Origin of the sequence: Rhizobium sp. Rhizsp82, assembly GCF_047325115.1 — a bacterium.
Classification (GTDB): Bacteria; Pseudomonadota; Alphaproteobacteria; order Rhizobiales; family Rhizobiaceae; genus Rhizobium.
Genome location: NZ_CP168571.1, coordinates 1,200,495 through 1,218,732, shown reverse-complemented (window position 1 = coordinate 1,218,732; position 18,238 = coordinate 1,200,495). Strand labels below are relative to the sequence as shown.

Sequence of the window (18,238 nt, the reverse complement as noted above, 5' to 3'; positions counted from 1 at the left end):
GTGGGATGGTTCCAGAGGAATCATGCAGTTTCAAGAAGAATTTTGACACACTGCAAAACATTGTTTGCGCTGCAGCATAAATGGGCAGTGAAGCCTCTTTAATATTCAGTGGTTTGTACTTTTCTGCCCAATAAAGCGGCGTTCGCGCATCCCGCGCGAAAACGCCAACGCCGCAGGGAACAAGCGGCCGCTCCCGGCAGTTCACGACCCGTCGCATCGGATCAAGCGGGGTAGGCATGCAGAAGACGGGAAAGCGCAGAATGGCCTGGGGGCCGCAAGCAATCGACGGCGGTATGCGCTTTCGTCTGTGGGCGCCGGGAGAGGCCGAGGTCTCGCTGCGCCTCAATGGCCGCGATATGCCGATGGTGCGTTTCGAGGATGGCTGGTTCGAGGCGGCGATCGCCGACGTGAGAGCGGGCGACGCCTATGCCTTCGTCACCGGGGATGGTCGCGCAGTACCCGACCCAGCCGCCCGCCGCCAAAAGGGCGATGTCCACGGCCCATCTCTTGTCGCTTCCTCCGACTACCGCTGGCGCTCCGACAGCTGGACGGGCCGCGATTGGGAAGAGGCCGTCATCAGCGAAATCCATATCGGCACCTTCACGCAAGCAGGCACTTTCGCCGGTGCCGCCGAACAGCTCGCCGATCTCGCGGCGGCAGGGATTACCGCAATCGAGATCATGCCGGTGGCACAATTTGCGGGCCGACGCGGCTGGGGCTATGACGGCGTGCTGCATTATGCGCCGCATCCCGCCTATGGCACGCCGGATGAGTTCCGCGCCTTCATCGATGCCGCGCATGCCGAGGGCATCATGGTGCTGCTCGATGTCGTCTATAATCACTTCGGGCCGGAGGGAAATTATCTCCACGGCTACGCGCCGGAGTTCTTCCGCACCGACCGGGCGACGCCCTGGGGCGATGCCATCGATTTCAGCCAACCGGCGGTGCGCCGCTATTTCATCGACAATGCGCTCTACTGGATCGGCGATTTCCGGCTGGATGGCCTGAGACTCGACGCCGTCGAGCAGATCCACGACACGTCCGCACGCCATGTGCTCGACGAACTGGCGCAGGAGGTGCGGGCCGCGTTTCCCGATCGCAAGGTGCATTTGGTGGTCGAGGACCAGCGGAACCTGGTGAGCCTCCTCGAACGCGACACCCGCGGCGGCATCAAGGCCTTCACCGCCGAGTGGAACGACGACTTCCATCACGTCGCCCATATCATCGCGACTGGCGAGGCTGATGGCCACTACGCCGCCTTCGCCGGGGACCTCTGGCAGAAGACCCGGCTCGCCCTGCAGCACGGCTTTGTCTATCCCGACCGGGCCGATCCGCCTGTGCTGCCTGACGGCGAGCGCGTCTACCTGCCGCCGGAAGCCTTCATCAACTTCCTGCAGAACCACGACCAGATCGGCAACCGCGCCTTCGGCGAGCGTCTCGTCAGCCTCGCCCCGCAAGAGACGGTCGAGGCGCTGACCGCCATCATGATGCTGTCGCCGCAGATGCCCTTCCTGTTCATGGGCGAGGACTATGGCGAGAGCCAGCCCTTCTATTTCTTCTGCGACTATGCGGGCGAACTCGGCGAGATCGTCCGCAAGGGTCGCATGGCCGAGGCGGAAGGTTTTGGCGGATTGAAGGACGGCCGCTCGAAGGATGAGCTGCCGGACCCGAATGACCAATCGACCTTCGACGGCTCGAAGCTGCAATGGCAGCGCGCCGAAAGCCCGGAAGGCCGGCGCCGGAGAGATCTCGTGCGCGAGCTTGCCCGTCTCCGCCAGCTGCATATCGTTCCGCTGATCAAGGAGACCGGCCGGATGCATGCGAAGGCGTTGGAGACCACGGACGGCGGCCTGGCGATCGATTGGCAGATGGAGGGTGCGGTGCTGCAGCTGCGCGCCAACCTTTCGCGGGAGCCGTTGACGCTCCCCGCCGCCAGCAGCCGGCCGATTTATGGCGCGCCGCCGGATAGCAGGCTTTACGCGCCGAACATGGTTGTTTTCGCTATTGCCTGATCGCTGATGAAAAATTCGCGCAGAACGCGAAGGGCGGCGAATTGAACGCCGCCACTTTACGTCTATATTTCGAGCCGATGTTCTATCTCATATCGACTTACTGGCCGCATATTCTCTTCGTCATATCGATCGCCATGGGAGCAGCGGCGGCGATTCATGCTGCCATGACCAAGGAAGAGGTGCGCGCGGCGATCGGCTGGGTCGGCGTCATCATCCTGTCGCCGATCGTCGGCGCCGTGCTTTATGCGATCGCCGGTGTCAACCGCATCCGCCGCAAGTCGCTCAGCCTGCGGCGCGACGCGCTGCTGCCCGAGGATGAGCTCGATGAACTCGAGACCTTCGATGCCGACGCCGAGATGGTCATCGGCGGCTTCGGCTACCGTTTCGCCGCGCTGCAGACGCTCGGCGATCGCGTCGCGCGCAATCCGCTGACGACGGGCAATACGATGGACATGCTGGAGAATGGCGACGATGCCTATCGCGCCATGAAGACGGCGATCGATGGCGCCGCGCGCAGCGTGCTTCTGGAAACCTACATCTTCGATCGCGACAAGATCGGCCTCAGGATCGCCGATGCGCTGATCGCGGCCGTCAAGCGCGGCGTCGAGGTTCGCGTGCTGATCGACGCGGTCGGCGCCCGCTATTCGGTGCCGAGCATTCTCGGCTATCTCTCGGAGGGGGGCGTCACCGTCTCGGTGTTCAACGGCAATGTCATCATGGGCCTCCGGCTGCCCTATGCCAATCTGCGCACCCACCGCAAGATCGTCATCGTCGACGGCCGGATGGCGCTGACCGGCGGCATGAACATCCGCGAGGGGTTCAGCGAGGAGATATCGGGCGAGGGCTATGCCCGCGACACGCATTTCTCGGTGACCGGCCCCGCCGTCGCCGATCTCTTCGACGTGGCCGCCGAAGACTGGCGCTTTGCGACCGGCGAACTCCTGAACGGAGAGCCCTGGCGGATCGAGACACCAGAGCGCGAACCCGGCGATCCCGTTTTCATGCGCGTCGTCGCCTCCGGTCCTGACCGCAGCGTCGAAACCAATCACAAGATGCTGATGGGTGCCTTCTCGGTGGCACGCAAGTCGATCCGCATCATGTCGCCCTATTTCCTGCCCGATCGGGAGCTGATCAGCGCGCTGGTCACGGCAGCACGTCGCGGCGTCGAGGTCGATATCGTCGTGCCCGCCGTCAATAATCTGATGTTGGTCGACAGGGCGATGACGGCGCAGTTCGACCAGATCCTCAAGAATTACTGCCGCATTTGGCGGGCGACTGGCAGCTTTAGCCATTCGAAGCTGCTGACGGTGGATGGCGCCTGGGCCTATGTCGGTTCGTCGAATATCGATCCACGATCGCTGCGGCTGAATTTCGAGATCGACCTCGAAGTCTTCAACGAGGGATTTGCCGCCGAGATCGACGAGCATGTCGAGGAACTCCTGCGCACGGCAACGCCCGTCACGCTCGAGGGACTGCGGTCGAGACCTTTCTATGTGCGGCTGGTCGAAAAGGTGCTGTGGCTCGGTTCGCCCTATCTCTGATTTTCTTGACGCAAGCTATGGCCGCCCGCGGCGTGCTGCCTATAATCCCTTCCAGAGCCACTTTCGATCAACGGAGCCATGCCCACTCCGATGCATGCCAGAAAAGACAGCCTCCCCGCTAACATCCTCGCTTCGATCCGCAACAGGAAGAAGCGGCTGGAAGCTGCGCTTGCCGAGGCGCGTCCCCGCGCCGAGGGCACGCTGATTGCCTCCTACAACGTCCATAAATGCGTCGGCGTCGACCGCCGCTTCGATCCTGAGCGTACGAGCCGCGTCATCCACGAGATCGATGCCGACGTCATCGCCCTGCAGGAGGCCGACACCCGTTTCGGGGAGCGGACAGGCATTCTCGATCTCTCCCGCCTGGAGCGCGAGACCGGGCTGATCCCGGTGCCGGTCTCCGGCATGGCGAAGGCGCATGGCTGGCACGGGAATGTCGTGCTGTTCAAGAAGGGGCTTGTCCGCGACGTCCACCAGATCGTTCTGCCGGGACTGGAGCCGCGGGGCGCCCTCGTTGCCGAAATCGAACTCGAACGCGGCGGCGCCTTGCGCATCATCGCCGCCCATTTCGGGCTGCTGCGCCATTCACGCGCCCGCCAGGCGCAGATGCTGGTGGAACTGATGAACGACCGCCACGAGATGCCGACCATCCTGCTCGGCGATCTCAACGAGTGGCGGTTGGGCGACCGCTCCTCGCTCAACACCTTTCAGTCGGCCTTCGGCCCGCAACCGCCCGCCGTTCCCAGTTTCCCGGCGCGCCTGCCTGTCCTGGCGCTCGACCGGATCATGGCGAACCGAAAGGGCGTGCTGACGACGGTCGAGGCCCACGACACACCGCTCTCCCGCGTCGCCTCGGACCACCTGCCGATCAAGGCGATCGTCAATCTGCAGCAGATCGAAAAACTGACAACGGCATAGGCTTTGTCAGCGCATTTGCTCGGCGTAAATGAAGTGGTTGCCGGGCTTTGCGGCGATAACCGCATCCAGCGCGGCAGCAGCAATCGCTTCCGCCGGATTGAGATGGAATTTCTTCGGCAGAACCGGCGCCAGAAGCCGGACCAATGCCAGCGCCGCTCTTTCCGCCCGCCGCGTCTCCTTCCGTTCGCCGCCGATCAGGCTCGGCCTGCAGATCGTCAGGGATTGAAACCCGATCTTCTGAATGTCCCGTTCGACCTCGCCTTTCGTCCGCGTGTAAAAGTTGACGGATGTCGCCGAAGCGCCCATGGCGGACACGAGGGCATAGGTCTTGATACCGGCGTCAAACGCAGCCCTGCCGAAAGCAATCGGCAGTTCGTGGTCAACGTAGCGAAACGCTTCCTTCGAGCCGGCCTTGGCTTGCGTCGTGCCGAGAGCGCACAGAACCGCGTCCGGCTGGCGGGCGATGGAGACCCGGAAAAGCTCCTCCAGACGCTCTGCGACGGGGTTCAGCAACCGGTCGCGGGCGGGGAGCGGCGTTCTTGTCGGCGCAATGACCTCCGAGATTGCGGCGTTGGCAAGCGCCAACTCCAATGCCTTGTTGCCGACAAGTCCCGTCGCGCCAAGCAATAGCAGCTTCATTTTCCACTCTCACAACTTGAGATAACGACCCGTAGAGAACGCCACGCCCCGGAAACCGTCAAGCGATCGCCGGGGTATGCGATCTAGACGCCAGGGCTGCCCTGAGCAGCATTGGTGACGGTTTCCCACTGGGCCCAGTTACTCAGTCGCGCCTCGTAGGCCGATCTGAACTTCGTGATAGTTCCCGTGCCGAGCGCCAGGCGTAGTGGCGGTTTATCGGCGTCGACCGCTTGGAAGAGTGCTGCGCTGGTTGCTTCCGGGTCGCCAAAATCCTCAGGCTTGAACGAGGCGCGAATGGCTTGGCGTATTGGATTATAGACCTCGATGGCCGGCGCAGAGCGGGCCGATGAGCCGAAACCCGTGGTGAAGTGGCCGGGCTCGAGGATCGTGACGTTGATGCCGAATGCCGCGACCTCCGCAGCCAGACTTTCCGACATGGCTTCGATCGCAAATTTGGTCGCCGTATAGGTCCCGCCCGTCGGGAAGCCGATCACGCCGCCGATGCTCGATACCGCTATGATGTGACCGCTGGCCTGCGCGCGCAGGATCGGCAAGACGGCTTGCATCAGCCAGAGCGTGCCGAACAGGTTGGTGTCGAAATTGACCCTGGCCTGTTCGGGCTCGATCTCCTCGATGGCGCCGAAATAGCCGTAGCCTGCATTGCTGACCACGACGTCGAGGCGTCCGAAGTGGCTATGCGCCTTGCCGACCGCGTCGAAGACGGCGCTGCGATCTGTGACATCGAGCGGCAGGATGAGGACCGCGTCGCCATAGGTGGCCGCCAGATCGTTGAGCGATCTGGTGTCGCGTGCGGTGGCGGCGACCTTGTCACCGCGCCGCAGAGCGGCCTCGGTCCAGACAAGTCCGAATCCCCTGGCCGCGCCGCTAATGAACCAAACTTTGGGCGATGTCATCCTGCTGTTCTCCGTTAACGTAATTGCACTGAGTGCAAAATAAATATCGCACTGAGTGCAAGTTTGGCAAGTGCCTTTTTTGCGGTAAGAGTGGTCGTCATGAAAACTGCTGACACCGCCCCCATCGGCTTGCGCGAGCGCAAACGCAGGTCGACACTCGACCGCATCGCCAAGACCGGCCTGAAACTGTTCATGGAAAACGGCTATGAGGCCACGACGCTCGATGCGATCGCGGCGGCGTCGGGAATATCGCGCCGGACGTTCTTCTCGTACTTGAAGTCGAAAGAGGACGTTCTTCTCGCCCACGAAAGCGGTGACATCCCTGACATGCTGCGGCCCACATTTCTGGCGCAGTCGCCGGAACAGCCGCCGCTGGAGGCTGCTCGCAAGACATTTCTCATTCTGGCTTCGCGTTATGAGAGCAAGGAATCCATTCTCGCCGACCGGATCCTGCGATCGACGGAAACACTGCGGCTCCGCAAGGATGCGCTGCACATTCAGATGGAAGATGTGCTGGCAGACGCGATGTGCGAACTATGGCCGGACGCGGCCAGACGGCCGGGCTTGCGGCTGGCGGCGATCATCGCCATGGGAACCCTGCGCTTCGCCAAAGAGAACTGGCGGCAGGCAGACGCAGCGCATCCGCTTACGCATTACATCGATGAGGGCTTTGATCTCCTTCAGCGTCAGCCAGGCCTGACGACCGGATAGGCCGGAACGAAAAAGACCCGCCGCAAGCGGCGGGCCTTTCGGAGACCGCGGTCTCATTCCTTGGGAGGAACTATTCGGCCGCCTGCAGGGCAGGAACCTGCTCTTCAGGCATCTGGCCGGAAAGAGCGCTGGCGAGCATCTTCGTGTCCAGTTCGTTTTCCCAGCGGGCGACAACGATCGTGGCAACGGCATTGCCGACGAAGTTGGTGAGCGCGCGGCATTCGGACATGAAGCGGTCGATGCCGAGGATCAGCGCCATGCCGGCAACCGGAACCGAGGGAACGACGGAGAGCGTGGCGGCGAGCGTGATGAAGCCGGCGCCAGTGATGCCTGCGGCACCCTTGGAGCTCAGCATCGCGACGAGCAGCAGCAGGATCTGGTCGCCGAAGCTCAGCGGCGTATCCGTCGCCTGGGCGATGAAGAGGGCCGCCAGCGTCATGTAGATGTTGGTACCGTCGAGATTGAACGAGTAGCCGGTCGGGATGACGAGACCGACGACCGAGCGCTTGCAGCCGGCGCGTTCCATCTTCTGCATCAGGCCGGGAAGGGCAGCTTCCGACGAGGAGGTGCCGAGAACCAGCAGCAGCTCTTCCTTGATGTAGCGGATCAGCGCGAAAATCGAGAAACCGTTATACTTGGCAACGGCGCCGAGCACGACGATGACGAAGAGCAGCGACGTCACATAGAAGGTGCCGATCAGGAAGGCGAGATTGGCGATCGAGCCGATGCCGTATTTGCCGATGGTGAAGGCCATGGCACCGAATGCGCCGATCGGAGCGGCCTTCATCAGGATGGCGACGAGGCGGAAGATCGGGGCGGTCAGGGCGTTGAGGAAATCGAGCACCGGCTTGCCACGGTCGCCGACCATGCCGAGCGCGATACCGAAGAGGACCGAGAAGAACAGCACCTGCAGGATATCGCCCTGCGCGAAGGCACCGACGATGGTATCCGGAATGATGTTCATCAGGAAGCCGGTGATCGTCGCGTCATGCGCCTTGCTGGCGTAGCTGGAGACGGCATTGGCATCGAGCGAAGCGGCCGAGATATGCATGCCGGCGCCCGGCTGCAGAACGTTGGCGATCAGCATGCCGACGGCAAGCGCCAGCGTCGAGAACACGAGGAAGTAGATCATCGCCTTGCCGGCGACGCGGCCGACCTTCTTCAGATCCGACATGCCGGCAATGCCGGTGGCGACGGTCAGGAAGATGACGGGTGCGATGATCATCTTCACGAGCTTGATAAAGGCATCGCCGAGCGGCTTCAGCGCGGTGCCGGTATCGGGATAGAAGTGGCCGAGCAGGATGCCGGCCACGATGGCGGCGATGACCTGTACGTAGAGATGCCGGTAAAACGGCAGTGGTGCACGCGGCTGCGTGTCCTGGTGTGCAATGTCCATGTTATCCTCCATGTCGCCCAACCAGGGAATCCTGGCTCTCCCGGGCGAATTGCGTTTCATCGCTAAGGGAACAGCAATCGGCGTGCCAAACTCGAAACTGACAGGTAACATCATGTTTTTGTTACGTTGTCTGTCTGGCCATATAACGCGCGGCTAGGCATTGTGCGTAATTTCGCACGATTTGATTTGAAGAAAGTGCGGATTTATGCTCAATATCTGCGATGTCTCTTGCACTCCCACGGACTGAAGAAGCGCGCCTACGGCTCGGCATTCGCCGGACGTGGATTGCCTTCGCGCTGATCTCGGCCTTGATCGCAGCAGCCGCGCTGACTGCCGCCGCGATCTACGGCCGTTCGGCAGCGCTCGCCGCGCTGGAGCAGCAGGGGCGCACCGATGCCAACCTGAAAGTGGCGCTGCTGCAGGCCGTGCTGGAGCGGCCACGAGCGCTGCCCTTGCTCCTGTCGCGCGACCGCGATGTCGAGGATGCGCTGACGACGCCGGGGCCGGAGAAGAAGGATGCGCTGAGCCGCAAGCTCGAGGATCTGGTCAACGGCACCAACGCCGCGGTGATCTATGTCGTCGGCGCCGACGGCATCGCGGTGTCGGCGAGCAACTGGCACGAGGCGACCAGTTTCGTCGGCAACGACTATACGTTCCGCAACTATTTCACCCGCGGCATGCGCGAGGGCATGGCCGAGCATTTTGCCCTCGGCTCGGTCAGCAAGCGTCCCGGCCTCTACATTTCGCACCGGATCGGGCCGGCCTCCGCGCCGCTCGGCGTCGTCGTCGTCAAGATGGAATTCGACCAGCTGGAGAGCGACTGGAGCGATACGCAACGCCCGGCCTTCGTCGTCGATGACCATAATGTCGTGCTGATCACCAGCATTCCCTCCTGGCGGTTCATGACGACGGAGGCGCTGTCGCCCGATGGCCTCGCGGCGATCCGCGAAAGCCTGCAGTTCGGCGATGCGCCGCTCTTGCCGCTGCCGTTTCAGGTCGAGAAGGCGTTCGGCGCCGATGCCGGGCTGATCCGCGCCATTCTTCCCGGCGGCCGCGCCGCCACCTATCTCAAGATCATGACGCCGGTGCCCTCGACGAACTGGACTTTCGAGTACCTGTTGCCGGTCGAAATTCCGGTGGCCGCGGCCATCCGCGAGGCTCTGCTGGTCGCGGCGCTGGTGCTGCTGACGGCGATCGCCATCGCGGCCATCTGGCTGCGCCGCCGCGAGGCGGCATTGATGACCATCGTGCGCCAGGAAGCAGCGCGGGAGGAACTGGAGCGGCGAGTGACCGAGCGGACGCGCGATCTCAGCGAGACCCGCGACAATCTTCAGGCCGAAATCGTCAGGCATCGCGAGACCGATGCGCGTCTGCAGTCCGTGCAACAGGATCTCGTCCAGGCCAACCGGCTTGCCATTCTCGGCCAGGTCGCCGCCGGGGTTGCTCACGAGATCAACCAGCCCGTCGCAACGATCCGCGCCTATGCCGACAATTCGAAGGTCTATCTGGAGCGCCAGCAGGTGGCGCCGGTGATTGAAAATCTTGAGCTCATCGCCGGCCTCACCGAGCGGATCGGCACCATCACCGAGGATCTGAAGGCGCTCGCGCGGCGGGGCAGGGCGGTGGCCGAGCCGGTCGCTGTCGGTGAGGTGATCGAGGGTGCCTTGATGCTGCTCCGCAGCCGCTTCACCGGCAGGCTGGATATGCTCGCCGTCGCCACCGTCGCCGAAGGTCTGAAGGTGATGGGCAACCGGCTGCGGCTGGAACAGGTCTTCATCAACCTCTTCCAGAATGCGCTGGAAGCCGTGGAGGCACAGGATGGCGGGCGCGTGGATGTGGCCGTGACCGCCGCCAACGAGGATATCGCCATAGCGGTCGCCGATAACGGACCGGGCATTGCTTCCGATATTCTCGAGGCGCTGTTCGAGCCCTTCAACTCCTCGAAGGAGAAGGGCCTCGGCCTCGGTCTCGTCATCTCCAAGGATATCGTTTCGGATTACGGCGGCAGTATCGAGGTCGAGAGCGGCCCGGCCGGCACCCGTTTCATCGTCCATCTCAAGAAGGCTTCGACATGAGCAGCGCAACTCCGGTCTTCCTGATCGACGACGACAAGGATCTGCTGCGCGCGACCGGCCAGACGCTGGAACTTGCGGGCTTCGAGGTCAGCCGTTTTTCATCGGCCGCCGAGGCGCTCGGCAGGATCGAGCGGAATTTCGCTGGCGTGGTCGTCTCCGATATTAGGATGCCCGGCCTTGACGGCTTGCAGCTGTTTCAGCGCATCCGGCAGATGGATCACGAACTGCCGGTCATCCTGATGACCGGCCACGGCGATATCCCGATGGCCGTCAAGGCGATCCAGGACGGCGTCTATGATTTCATCGCCAAGCCCTTCGCGACCGAGCGTCTCGTTCAATGCGTGCGCCGGGCGGCTGAGAAGCGGGCGCTCGTTATCGAAAATCGCAGCCTTCGGGAGGCGGCGCAGCAGGCTGAGCAGGGCATGCCGCTGATCGGCCAGACGCCTGTCATGGAACGGTTGCGCCACATGCTGCGGCAGATCGCCGATACCGATGTCGACGTGCTCGTGACCGGCGAGACCGGAAGCGGCAAGGAAGTCGTCGCAAGCCTGCTGCATGGCTGGAGCCGCCGTGCCAAGGGCAATTTCGTGGCACTGAATTGCGGCGCGCTGCCGGAGCAGATCATCGAAAGCGAGCTCTTCGGCCATGAGCCGGGCGCCTTTACCGGCGCGCAGAAGAAACGCGTCGGGCGCATCGAGCATTCGAGCGGCGGCACGCTGTTTCTCGACGAGATCGAGAGCATGCCGCTTTCGACACAGGTGCAGATGCTGCGCGTCCTGGAGATGCGGCAGGTCACGCCGCTCGGCACCAATGAGGTCCGCCCGGTTGACCTGCGCGTCGTCGCCGCCGCCAAGGTCGATCTCGGCGATCCCTCGCAGCGCCAGAGCTTTCGCGAGGATCTCTATTACCGGCTGAATGTCGTGACGCTGGCAATTCCGCCGCTCCGCGAACGGCGCGACGACATCCCGCTGCTTTTCACCTATTTCGCCGAACGCGCCGCCCGCCGCTTCGAGCGCGATATTCCATCGCTGACACCAGCCATTGCCCGGCATCTGAAGGAACATGACTGGCCGGGCAATGTCCGCGAACTCTCCCATTTCGCCGAACGCACGGTGCTCGACATGCAGCCGCCGGAACCGGTGGCGGAGATCGAACCGGCTGCGGGCGCGGAGATGCCGCTCCCGGAGCGGCTGGACCGCTATGAGGCGGGCATCATCCGGGAGACGCTGACCTCCTTCGGCGGCAATGTGCAGCAGACGATTGCGGCGCTCGGCATTCCCCGCAAGACCTTCTACGACAAGCTGCAGCGCCACGGCATCGTCCGCAGCGACTATGCAGATAAGCGCTGAGGCATCACCGGGATTGCGTGATCCCGGCCACGGTGATCTCGGGGCTGCTGTCCACCACGAGATAGAGGGTGCGCAGCATGTCTGCCGCCATCAATAGTGCCCGGGCGAGTTCCGAAAGCTGGTGCCGCTCCGGCGATGACGCGATCTTCAGGAGATCGAACACGGTATCATAGCTGCTGTTGTTCGGCATGCCGACCCGCGTGCGCATGTCGCGGATCATCGTGACGGCCCTGAGGATCAGTCCTCGGGCATCGGTATGGCTCAATCTGTCGATCTGGTTTGCAGCCCGGATCAGTTCCGTAATGAAGGCGTTGGTACTGGACATATGTGCCTCCTCACGCTGCACTGCCCTGCCACGACAAAAAAGTCTTGAGCCCGCCACGCGATACGAAGGCGAGCCCGTCATCGGATTTTCGGATTGAGAGAGGCCCCCACAGCCCCTCGGCGCCGGGACATAACCACAAAGCATTTGGCCTGTCGCGTGACACTGCCGTGACGCAACTTTCGTGGCGGGCCGGGATGTGGGGGCGATCGGGTGGATGGACGGTGCGCAATTCGCGTGTTGCGCTCGGGCGCTGAGGAAGTGAGGCCCGCCGAATTCCGGTTCAACGGGCCCCGCCTTTGGTGGCGGTCATCTGTCCTGCCCACCATAGCCAGTTGGATATGCTCGCGCGGGGCTCGATCGGCAATTTGGCCGAAAGTGGTAGGCGTTCTACCCGCCAGCCTCGATGCGCCACGCCTTGCGCAGCTTCGCGCAAGAATCAGCTAATATAAACATGATGCGAGGCAGAGGGCGATCGATGCGGCTGTCGCATATATCGATGTTTGCATATCTGATCGCGGCCTGCTTCTGGCTCGCCGCTTCCGGAGCCTGCGCCCGCGATCCGGCCCCCTGGAACAGCCCCGACGCGGCACTTGTCGTCGACGCCTATGAGATGAACCCGATCGACTGGCAGGCTTTGCTCACCGACAAGCGGATCGCCGGCGTGATCTCCAAGGCATCGGACGGCCTGCCTGAAGTGTTCGATTGCAGCGGCGAGCATCGCGGCGATACGACCGCCCATTGCAAGACGATGTGGCGCAAATATGCGGTGAGTCGCGAGCTCTACCAGACGCGCAAATTCATCGCCAAGCAGAGCGGGCTGCTATGGGGCGCCTACCATCTGGCGCGGCCCGGCAATCCGATCGACCAGGCAAACCATTTCCTCGACTATGCGGAGCCCGGCCCCGACGATCTGATGGTGCTCGATCTCGAAGGGCTCGATGGCGAGCAGTATATGTCGCTGGCCGATGCGCAGATCTTCGCGGGGCATATCCGCGCCCGGACCGGCCGCTATCCGATCCTCTACACCAACCATGTGACCGCCCGCTATATCGCCGCCTACCGGCAGACCTACCGCATCCTGTCACGGCTGCCGATCTGGTATGCGCGTTACAAGCCCGGCGTCGATGGCGTCTTCCCGATGGGAAACTGGCAGCAATATTTCCTCTGGCAGTTCTCTTCGGCGGCGAACTGCTCGAAGCGGCGCTGTCCCTATCGCGTGCCGGGAACGCTGACCGATATTGACGTCAATCTCGCTCCGGTCCCGCGCGACCAGCTGAAGGCGATCTGGGCCCAGGGCGGCTTGTTGCCGCCGCAGGATCCTGATCCGCCGCTGATCCTCGCTAAGATCGAGCTTCCGGGCGTCTATATCAAACAATATGACGCTGATCTGCTGATCACCTCGGCGATCCCCGGCGACGGCCGCCGCTGACGCCGTCAGCCGATCCGCTGGCCGCTATCGGCATCGAAGACATGGATAGCACCCTTCGATAGCGACAGCTTCTGGCTGCTGCCGACCTCGAACCAAGGCCGCTCGCGCAGAACCGCCGAGACCAGCTGGCTGCCGAGCTTCAGCTCGAGGAAGGTTTCCGAACCGGTCGGCTCGATATTCTCGACGGTGGCCTCGAGCGACCCTTCCGGGCCGAGGGCGATTTCCTCGGGGCGCTTGCCGATGAGCAGCTTCTGGCAGTCTTTCACACCGGCCGGCGTGGCGAGACCGGAAGCCTGTCCGCCCTGCAGCACCAGCTGTCCGGCGGATACGGTTGCCGGGAACAGGTTCATCGCCGGCGAGCCGATGAACTGCGCGACAAAGGCGTTCGCCGGGCGGTCGTAAAGCTCCAGCGGCGTGCCGATCTGCTCGATGCGCCCGGCCTGCATGACGACGATACGGTCGGCCATGGTCATCGCCTCGACCTGGTCATGCGTCACATAGACCATCGTCGTTCCCAAACGCCGGTGCAGGCTCTTGATCTCGCCGCGCATCTGGACGCGCAGCTTGGCATCGAGATTGGAGAGCGGCTCGTCGAACAGGAAGACCTGCGGATTGCGGACGATCGAGCGGCCCATGGCGACGCGCTGGCGCTGGCCGCCGGAAAGCGCCTTCGGCTTGCGTTTCAGCAGGCTTTCGAGACCAAGGATCTCGGCGGCTTCGCGGACCTTCTTCTGCTTCTCGGCCTTGCTGGCGCCGGCGAGCGTCAGCGAGAAGGCCATGTTTTCCTCGACGGTCATATGCGGGTAGAGCGCATAGTTCTGGAAGACCATCGAGATGTCGCGGCTCTTCGGCGGCAGGGTGTTGACCACCTTTCCGCCGATCGAGATCGTGCCGCCGGAAATGTCCTCAAGCCCGGCGATCATCCGCAGCAGGGTAGACTTGCCGCAGCCCGACGGCCCGACGAGGACGACGAATTCGCCGTCGCCGATCGCCGCGTCGATGCCGTGGATGACCTCGGCGCTGCCGAAACGCTTGGCGACCTTGTCGATCGTGACGCTTGCCATGACGTCCTCCTTATGCCGCGCCGATATGGATGCGCGTGGCCGACAGGGCGCCCTCGTGGATGATCAGGCCGGCGGAGCCGCCGGCAAAGGTCTGGTCATTGGCCTCTACCACGGTATCGCCGACCTTCACCGAAAGTTTGCCGCCCTTGGCCGAGAACTTCATCGTGAAGCGCGTCTCGAACTCGACCCGGAGCGGCGTGGAGGCGAGCACGGTCTGCTTTTCGTCCTTGCGGCAGACGATCTGCAGCTGCCCCTGACGCGTCACCTGGGCCGCATAATAGCGGCGCTGGCCTTCGGCGCGGATTACCAGGCCGCCATGATCGCCGAGATGCAGCATCATGTCGGCTTCGATCGCGTAGTCCGTCCAGTCGCGCGTGCCCTGCAGAATCAAGCCCTCGCCGCGGTTCTGGCTGATGCGGAAATCCTGCGGGAAGTTCTTCGAGAAGAAGTGCACGTTGCTGACCCAGGCGCGGCGCCAGAAATCGCCACCGTCTTCCGGGCGCCGGAAGGTCACATCCGGGCAACCGTCCCAGGTGACGGTATCGACCAGCACGCGGCCGTTGGCACGGCCCTGCGGGGCGCTCAGCACAATGCCGATTTCGGCGATCGGCTGGTGGCCGGTCGATGGAACCGTCCATTCGAGCGTCGCCGAACCGCCGGGACCGAGAAGCTTGCCGGCGGGCATGTCGATATCGACGAGGTTGTCGCTGCCGTCATAGTGGCGGATGCGGAGCTTGGCCTCGACCGTGCCACTGTTTCCGGCTTCTGCCGAAAGCGTAGCGCGCAGCGTCTGACCGGCGTGGATACGCGGGCTGGCGACCAGATCATAGGTGCGCATCTTGGTGACTTCATGCGGCGTGAAGACCGGCGTGGTGGCCGCAGCCTCGCGGCCTGGCGCCAACGCCAGATAGTCGATCGCCAGAGCCGAACCGGTGCCGGTGACCTTGAGGCCGTCGAGGGCCGTCTGGCGGGCCTGCGGGCGGAAGCCCTGGACGGAGCCCGGCAGCGCGAAGTGGAATTTCGCACCGTTCTTCGGCGCCGGCTTTGCCGTCTCGCCTGCGAGCTTGCGGCCGAGATTGGCAAGCCATAGCGAGATATCGGCGGCATCTGAGATCGAGCGGCCGCCGTCGGCGGTCGACATGTAGAGGCGGTCGGCAACCGGGCCGCGCCAGTCCGGCCCGGCATCAAGGCCGTCGAGACCGAGCATGATCCCGTGCAGGCAGCCGAGGTTGCCGGCGTTGCAATCGGTATCCCATCCCGAGGTGTTGACGATCATCTGGCCGCGCTGGAAATCGTGCGGCGCATGCAGCAGCGCCATGATCATCAGCGCGTGGTTCGGCACGACATGGCAGTTGCCCGGATATTTGTCGTAGCCGTAATTGTCCTCGATCTTCTGGCGCGTCGCTTCCCAGTCCTCATTGCCGGAGGTCCAGTTGCGGATATCGCCGATCAGCTTGGCGATCAGGCTGTCCTTCGGGATATGGGCAAGGCCGGTGTCGAGCAGGTGGTTCACATCCTTGCTGACGAAGGCTTCCGCCTCCATCGCTGCCCAGAGCACTGCGGCGTTGACGGCTTCGCCGTCATGGCTGACGGAACCGGCAGCGCGCGCCAGCTTGGCGGCCTGCGCCGGGTTGCCGGGGGAAACGAGAGCCCAGCCGTCGATGAAGATCTGCGCGCCGATCTGCTCGGCGACGGTCGCGCCGTTGACCTCGATCGAGCCGGATGCCGGTGCCGGGATACCGCGCTGCAGGTTGAGCCAGGCGGTGTGTTCAGTCGAATTGCCGGCGCCACCCCACCAGAGGATCGAGCGCTCTTCGATGATGTAGTTCAGCCAGGCCTTGCCGATGTCTTCGGCCGAGAGATCCGGCGAAATGCCGTAATCGTCGAGGGCGCGCGGGAAGGTGAAGGTGCCGGCGACATCGTCGTCGGTGACGACCAGCGGATCGCCCAGGCGGTCGTGGACGTAGTAGGTGATCGGACCGAGCTTCTCCAGGATGTCCTTGTAGCGCCAGTTCTCGAAAGGGCGGCCGAGATAGACGCCGATCAGCTTGCCGAGAACGCCGGCATAGACGCGGTTGGTATAATCTGCGGGGATTGGCATGCGGAACTCCTTGTCAGCCCTTCACCGAGCCGCCGGCCATTCCTTCGATGAAGTGGCGCTGCAGCAGGACGAAGAGGATTACGATGGGAAGAATGATGATGAGGGCGGCGGCCATGATCTCACCCCAGTCGGACGAGTATTGGCCTGAGAGCAGGAAGAAGGAGACGACGGCGGTGAGCCTGTCCTGTTCCTGCAGGAAGGTCGTTGCGATCAGGAACTCGTTCCACGAATAGAGGCCGATGATCAGCGCTACTGTCAGGATGCCGGGCGAAACGATCGGCAGGAAGACGCGGCGGAAGACCTGCCAATGGGTTGCGCCGTCGATCAGCGCGGCTTCCTCGAGTTCCTTGGGGACTGCGAGGAAATAGGTGCGCAGCAGCATGATCGCGAAGGGCGAATAGACGGCCGTATAGATGAAGGCGACGGCGATCGGGTTGTTGATCAGCCCGAAACGGGCAAAGCCGAAATAGAGCGGAAAGAGGAAGAGCTGGATCGGCGCGGTGGTGCTGGCCAGTAGATAGAAGGTCAGGACCTTCCAGCGCTTGATCTTCTGGCGCGCCAGAACATAGGCCGTCAGCGAGCCCGTCGAGCAGACGAGAATGATCGTCAGCCCGGTCAGGACCGCGGAGTTGACCAGCGTCGTGCCGAAATTGGCGTCCGTCCAGGCGCGGGTGAAGTTGTCCCAGCGGATCACGGAAGGCATTGCCAGCGGGTTCTGGACGATCTCCGCGGATGGTTTCAACGCGTTGAGAACCGTCAGCGCAATCGGAAACAGCGTGATGATCAGCAGCACCGAGAGCGTGATGTAGACGATCGCGAAGGTGAGGCGGCTTTCTGAAATGTTCATTGTTCGAACTCCGTCGCTTGGGCGCGGATATAGAAGATCGTGGCGGCGAGGCCGAAGAGGCTGATGACCACGGAGATCGCTGCCGCCTTGCCGACCGCGAGGTCGTAGAAGGCCGAGCGATAGGCGAAGGTGGAGAGCACCTCGGAGGAATAGGCCGGGCCGCCCTGCGTCAGGATGTAGACGAAGTCGAAGACCAGGAACGACCAGATGACGGTCATGATCATCATCAGCGTTATCGTCGGCATGATGCCCGGCAGCAGCACGTAGCGGATCGTCTGGAAGAAGGTGGCGCCCTCGATGCGCGATGCCTCGATCTGCTCGGCCGGGACCTGGCGCAGCGCGGCAAAGAAGATCACGCAGAGGAAGCCCCACCAGTGCCAGAGGTCGACGACGGCGATGCCATAAAGCGCGCTCGACGTCTCGGTCAGCGGGTTGGCGATATCGAGGCCGAGGCGCTGCAGAAGGCCGGTGACGCCGGTGACCGGCGAATAGATCATGCCCTGCCAGACGCGGCCGGTGATCGCCGTCGCGATGATGACGGGCAGGAAATAGATGACCTGGAAGAAGTTCGAGCCGCGGCGCACGACAAGCATCATGGTTGCCGCAAGTAGGCCCATGGCGATCGGGACGGTCAGGAAGATCAGCGTCCAGACGATGTTGTTGGTCAGCGCCGTCCAGAAGACGCTGTCGTCCCAGAGGGCGCGGAAATTGTCGAGCCCGACGAAAACTGGCGTACTGATCCCGTCCCACTCAAAGAAGGCGAGAGCCACCGTCAGCAGCGCCGGAATGGCGATGATGACGACATTGATGATCAATGTCGGCAAGACGTAAAGTCGGTGCATTATCTACCTTTCGAGGCAATCGGGCCGCCGGGCGCCAGATGGCGCGAGCGGGGAGGTGAGGGCGCGCGAACCGCA

15 protein-coding genes are annotated in these 18,238 nt (G+C 63.2%); 7 read left to right on the top strand and 8 right to left on the bottom strand.

Annotation, left to right across the window (positions count from 1 at the left end):
• The first annotated feature begins 236 nt into the window (after positions 1-236).
• The 3 genes from treZ to ACEN84_RS29815 all read left to right on the top strand — a co-directional run bounded on the left by treZ (position 237) and on the right by ACEN84_RS29815 (position 4,471).
• Positions 237-2,012 (top strand): malto-oligosyltrehalose trehalohydrolase, encoded by a 1,776-nt coding sequence (treZ, locus tag ACEN84_RS29825; RefSeq protein WP_413711580.1) that lies wholly within the window; start codon positions 237-239, stop codon positions 2,010-2,012.
• Positions 2,013-2,089: 77 nt separating this feature from the next.
• The gene (locus ACEN84_RS29820) at positions 2,090-3,553 is read left to right on the top strand and encodes a phospholipase D-like domain-containing protein (protein WP_413711579.1); all 1,464 of its coding nucleotides are present in this window, start codon (positions 2,090-2,092) and stop codon (positions 3,551-3,553) included.
• A gap of 90 nt (positions 3,554-3,643) precedes the next feature.
• On the top strand, positions 3,644-4,471 hold the full coding sequence (locus ACEN84_RS29815; protein WP_203431045.1) for an endonuclease/exonuclease/phosphatase family protein: 828 nt from the start codon (positions 3,644-3,646) through the stop codon (positions 4,469-4,471).
• Between the two features lie 6 nt (positions 4,472-4,477).
• On the opposite strand, the gene ACEN84_RS29810 is transcribed toward ACEN84_RS29815, so the two are convergent.
• Positions 4,478-5,110, bottom strand: a complete 633-nt coding sequence (locus tag ACEN84_RS29810) for an NAD-dependent dehydratase (RefSeq protein WP_413711578.1) — start codon at positions 5,108-5,110, stop codon at positions 4,478-4,480.
• A gap of 83 nt (positions 5,111-5,193) precedes the next feature.
• Positions 5,194-6,024 (bottom strand): SDR family NAD(P)-dependent oxidoreductase, encoded by an 831-nt coding sequence (locus ACEN84_RS29805; RefSeq protein WP_413711577.1) that lies wholly within the window; start codon positions 6,022-6,024, stop codon positions 5,194-5,196.
• Positions 6,025-6,123: 99 nt separating this feature from the next.
• Between ACEN84_RS29805 and ACEN84_RS29800 the strand changes: the two genes are divergently transcribed.
• Positions 6,124-6,735 carry a TetR/AcrR family transcriptional regulator gene (locus ACEN84_RS29800; protein ID WP_413711576.1) on the top strand — a complete coding sequence of 204 codons (612 nt, stop codon included), beginning with the start codon at positions 6,124-6,126 and terminating at the stop codon, positions 6,733-6,735.
• A 70-nt stretch (positions 6,736-6,805) separates the two neighbouring features.
• Here the strand turns inward: ACEN84_RS29800 and ACEN84_RS29795 are convergent, their stop codons facing one another.
• Positions 6,806-8,131, bottom strand: coding sequence for a dicarboxylate/amino acid:cation symporter (locus ACEN84_RS29795; RefSeq protein ID WP_130283629.1), 1,326 nt, complete (start codon positions 8,129-8,131; stop codon positions 6,806-6,808).
• A 221-nt stretch (positions 8,132-8,352) separates the two neighbouring features.
• Here ACEN84_RS29795 and ACEN84_RS29790 point away from each other — a divergent pair, with 221 nt between their 5' ends.
• Positions 8,353-10,206 (top strand): sensor histidine kinase, encoded by a 1,854-nt coding sequence (locus ACEN84_RS29790; RefSeq protein ID WP_413711575.1) that lies wholly within the window; start codon positions 8,353-8,355, stop codon positions 10,204-10,206.
• Positions 10,203-11,555 (top strand): sigma-54-dependent transcriptional regulator, encoded by a 1,353-nt coding sequence (locus tag ACEN84_RS29785; protein WP_413711574.1) that lies wholly within the window; start codon positions 10,203-10,205, stop codon positions 11,553-11,555. The genes ACEN84_RS29790 and ACEN84_RS29785 overlap by 4 nt, the downstream gene beginning before the upstream one ends.
• 4 nt (positions 11,556-11,559) lie before the next feature.
• On the opposite strand, the gene ACEN84_RS29780 is transcribed toward ACEN84_RS29785, so the two are convergent.
• A complete protein-coding gene (locus tag ACEN84_RS29780; protein WP_112712207.1) occupies positions 11,560-11,880 on the bottom strand; it encodes a hypothetical protein in 321 nt (106 codons plus the stop codon).
• A 454-nt stretch (positions 11,881-12,334) separates the two neighbouring features.
• Between ACEN84_RS29780 and ACEN84_RS29775 the strand changes: the two genes are divergently transcribed.
• Positions 12,335-13,309 carry a glycoside hydrolase family 25 protein gene (locus ACEN84_RS29775; protein WP_413712518.1) on the top strand — a complete coding sequence of 325 codons (975 nt, stop codon included), beginning with the start codon at positions 12,335-12,337 and terminating at the stop codon, positions 13,307-13,309.
• A gap of 5 nt (positions 13,310-13,314) precedes the next feature.
• On the opposite strand, the gene ACEN84_RS29770 is transcribed toward ACEN84_RS29775, so the two are convergent.
• The 4 genes from ACEN84_RS29770 to ACEN84_RS29755 are packed head-to-tail and all read right to left on the bottom strand — an operon-like array spanning position 13,315 to position 18,163.
• Positions 13,315-14,373: an ABC transporter ATP-binding protein gene (locus ACEN84_RS29770; RefSeq protein ID WP_413711573.1), complete on the bottom strand. Its 1,059-nt coding sequence runs from the start codon at positions 14,371-14,373 to the stop codon at positions 13,315-13,317.
• Positions 14,374-14,383: 10 nt separating this feature from the next.
• The gene (locus ACEN84_RS29765; protein ID WP_413711572.1) at positions 14,384-16,474 is read right to left on the bottom strand and encodes an ADP-ribosylglycohydrolase family protein; all 2,091 of its coding nucleotides are present in this window, start codon (positions 16,472-16,474) and stop codon (positions 14,384-14,386) included.
• A 13-nt stretch (positions 16,475-16,487) separates the two neighbouring features.
• A complete protein-coding gene (locus tag ACEN84_RS29760; protein WP_130283643.1) occupies positions 16,488-17,321 on the bottom strand; it encodes a carbohydrate ABC transporter permease in 834 nt (277 codons plus the stop codon).
• The gene (locus ACEN84_RS29755; protein WP_076845981.1) at positions 17,318-18,163 is read right to left on the bottom strand and encodes a carbohydrate ABC transporter permease; all 846 of its coding nucleotides are present in this window, start codon (positions 18,161-18,163) and stop codon (positions 17,318-17,320) included. The genes ACEN84_RS29760 and ACEN84_RS29755 overlap by 4 nt, the downstream gene beginning before the upstream one ends.
• Positions 18,164-18,238 lie beyond the last annotated feature (75 nt).

Coding starts and splice junctions, on each gene's coding strand:
- ACEN84_RS29765 (WP_413711572.1), bottom strand. CDS start 16,474: ATGCCAATCCCCGCAGATTATACCAACCGCGTCTATGCCGGCGTTCTC.
- treZ (WP_413711580.1), top strand. CDS start 237: ATGCAGAAGACGGGAAAGCGCAGAATGGCCTGGGGGCCGCAAGCAATC.
- ACEN84_RS29775 (WP_413712518.1), top strand. CDS start 12,335: ATGCGAGGCAGAGGGCGATCGATGCGGCTGTCGCATATATCGATGTTT.
- ACEN84_RS29755 (WP_076845981.1), bottom strand. CDS start 18,163: ATGCACCGACTTTACGTCTTGCCGACATTGATCATCAATGTCGTCATC.
- ACEN84_RS29780 (WP_112712207.1), bottom strand. CDS start 11,880: ATGTCCAGTACCAACGCCTTCATTACGGAACTGATCCGGGCTGCAAAC.
- ACEN84_RS29800 (WP_413711576.1), top strand. CDS start 6,124: ATGAAAACTGCTGACACCGCCCCCATCGGCTTGCGCGAGCGCAAACGC.
- ACEN84_RS29770 (WP_413711573.1), bottom strand. CDS start 14,373: ATGGCAAGCGTCACGATCGACAAGGTCGCCAAGCGTTTCGGCAGCGCC.
- ACEN84_RS29785 (WP_413711574.1), top strand. CDS start 10,203: ATGAGCAGCGCAACTCCGGTCTTCCTGATCGACGACGACAAGGATCTG.
- ACEN84_RS29760 (WP_130283643.1), bottom strand. CDS start 17,321: ATGAACATTTCAGAAAGCCGCCTCACCTTCGCGATCGTCTACATCACG.
- ACEN84_RS29790 (WP_413711575.1), top strand. CDS start 8,353: ATGTCTCTTGCACTCCCACGGACTGAAGAAGCGCGCCTACGGCTCGGC.
- ACEN84_RS29810 (WP_413711578.1), bottom strand. CDS start 5,110: ATGAAGCTGCTATTGCTTGGCGCGACGGGACTTGTCGGCAACAAGGCA.
- ACEN84_RS29815 (WP_203431045.1), top strand. CDS start 3,644: ATGCATGCCAGAAAAGACAGCCTCCCCGCTAACATCCTCGCTTCGATC.
- ACEN84_RS29795 (WP_130283629.1), bottom strand. CDS start 8,131: ATGGACATTGCACACCAGGACACGCAGCCGCGTGCACCACTGCCGTTT.
- ACEN84_RS29805 (WP_413711577.1), bottom strand. CDS start 6,024: ATGACATCGCCCAAAGTTTGGTTCATTAGCGGCGCGGCCAGGGGATTC.
- ACEN84_RS29820 (WP_413711579.1), top strand. CDS start 2,090: ATGTTCTATCTCATATCGACTTACTGGCCGCATATTCTCTTCGTCATA.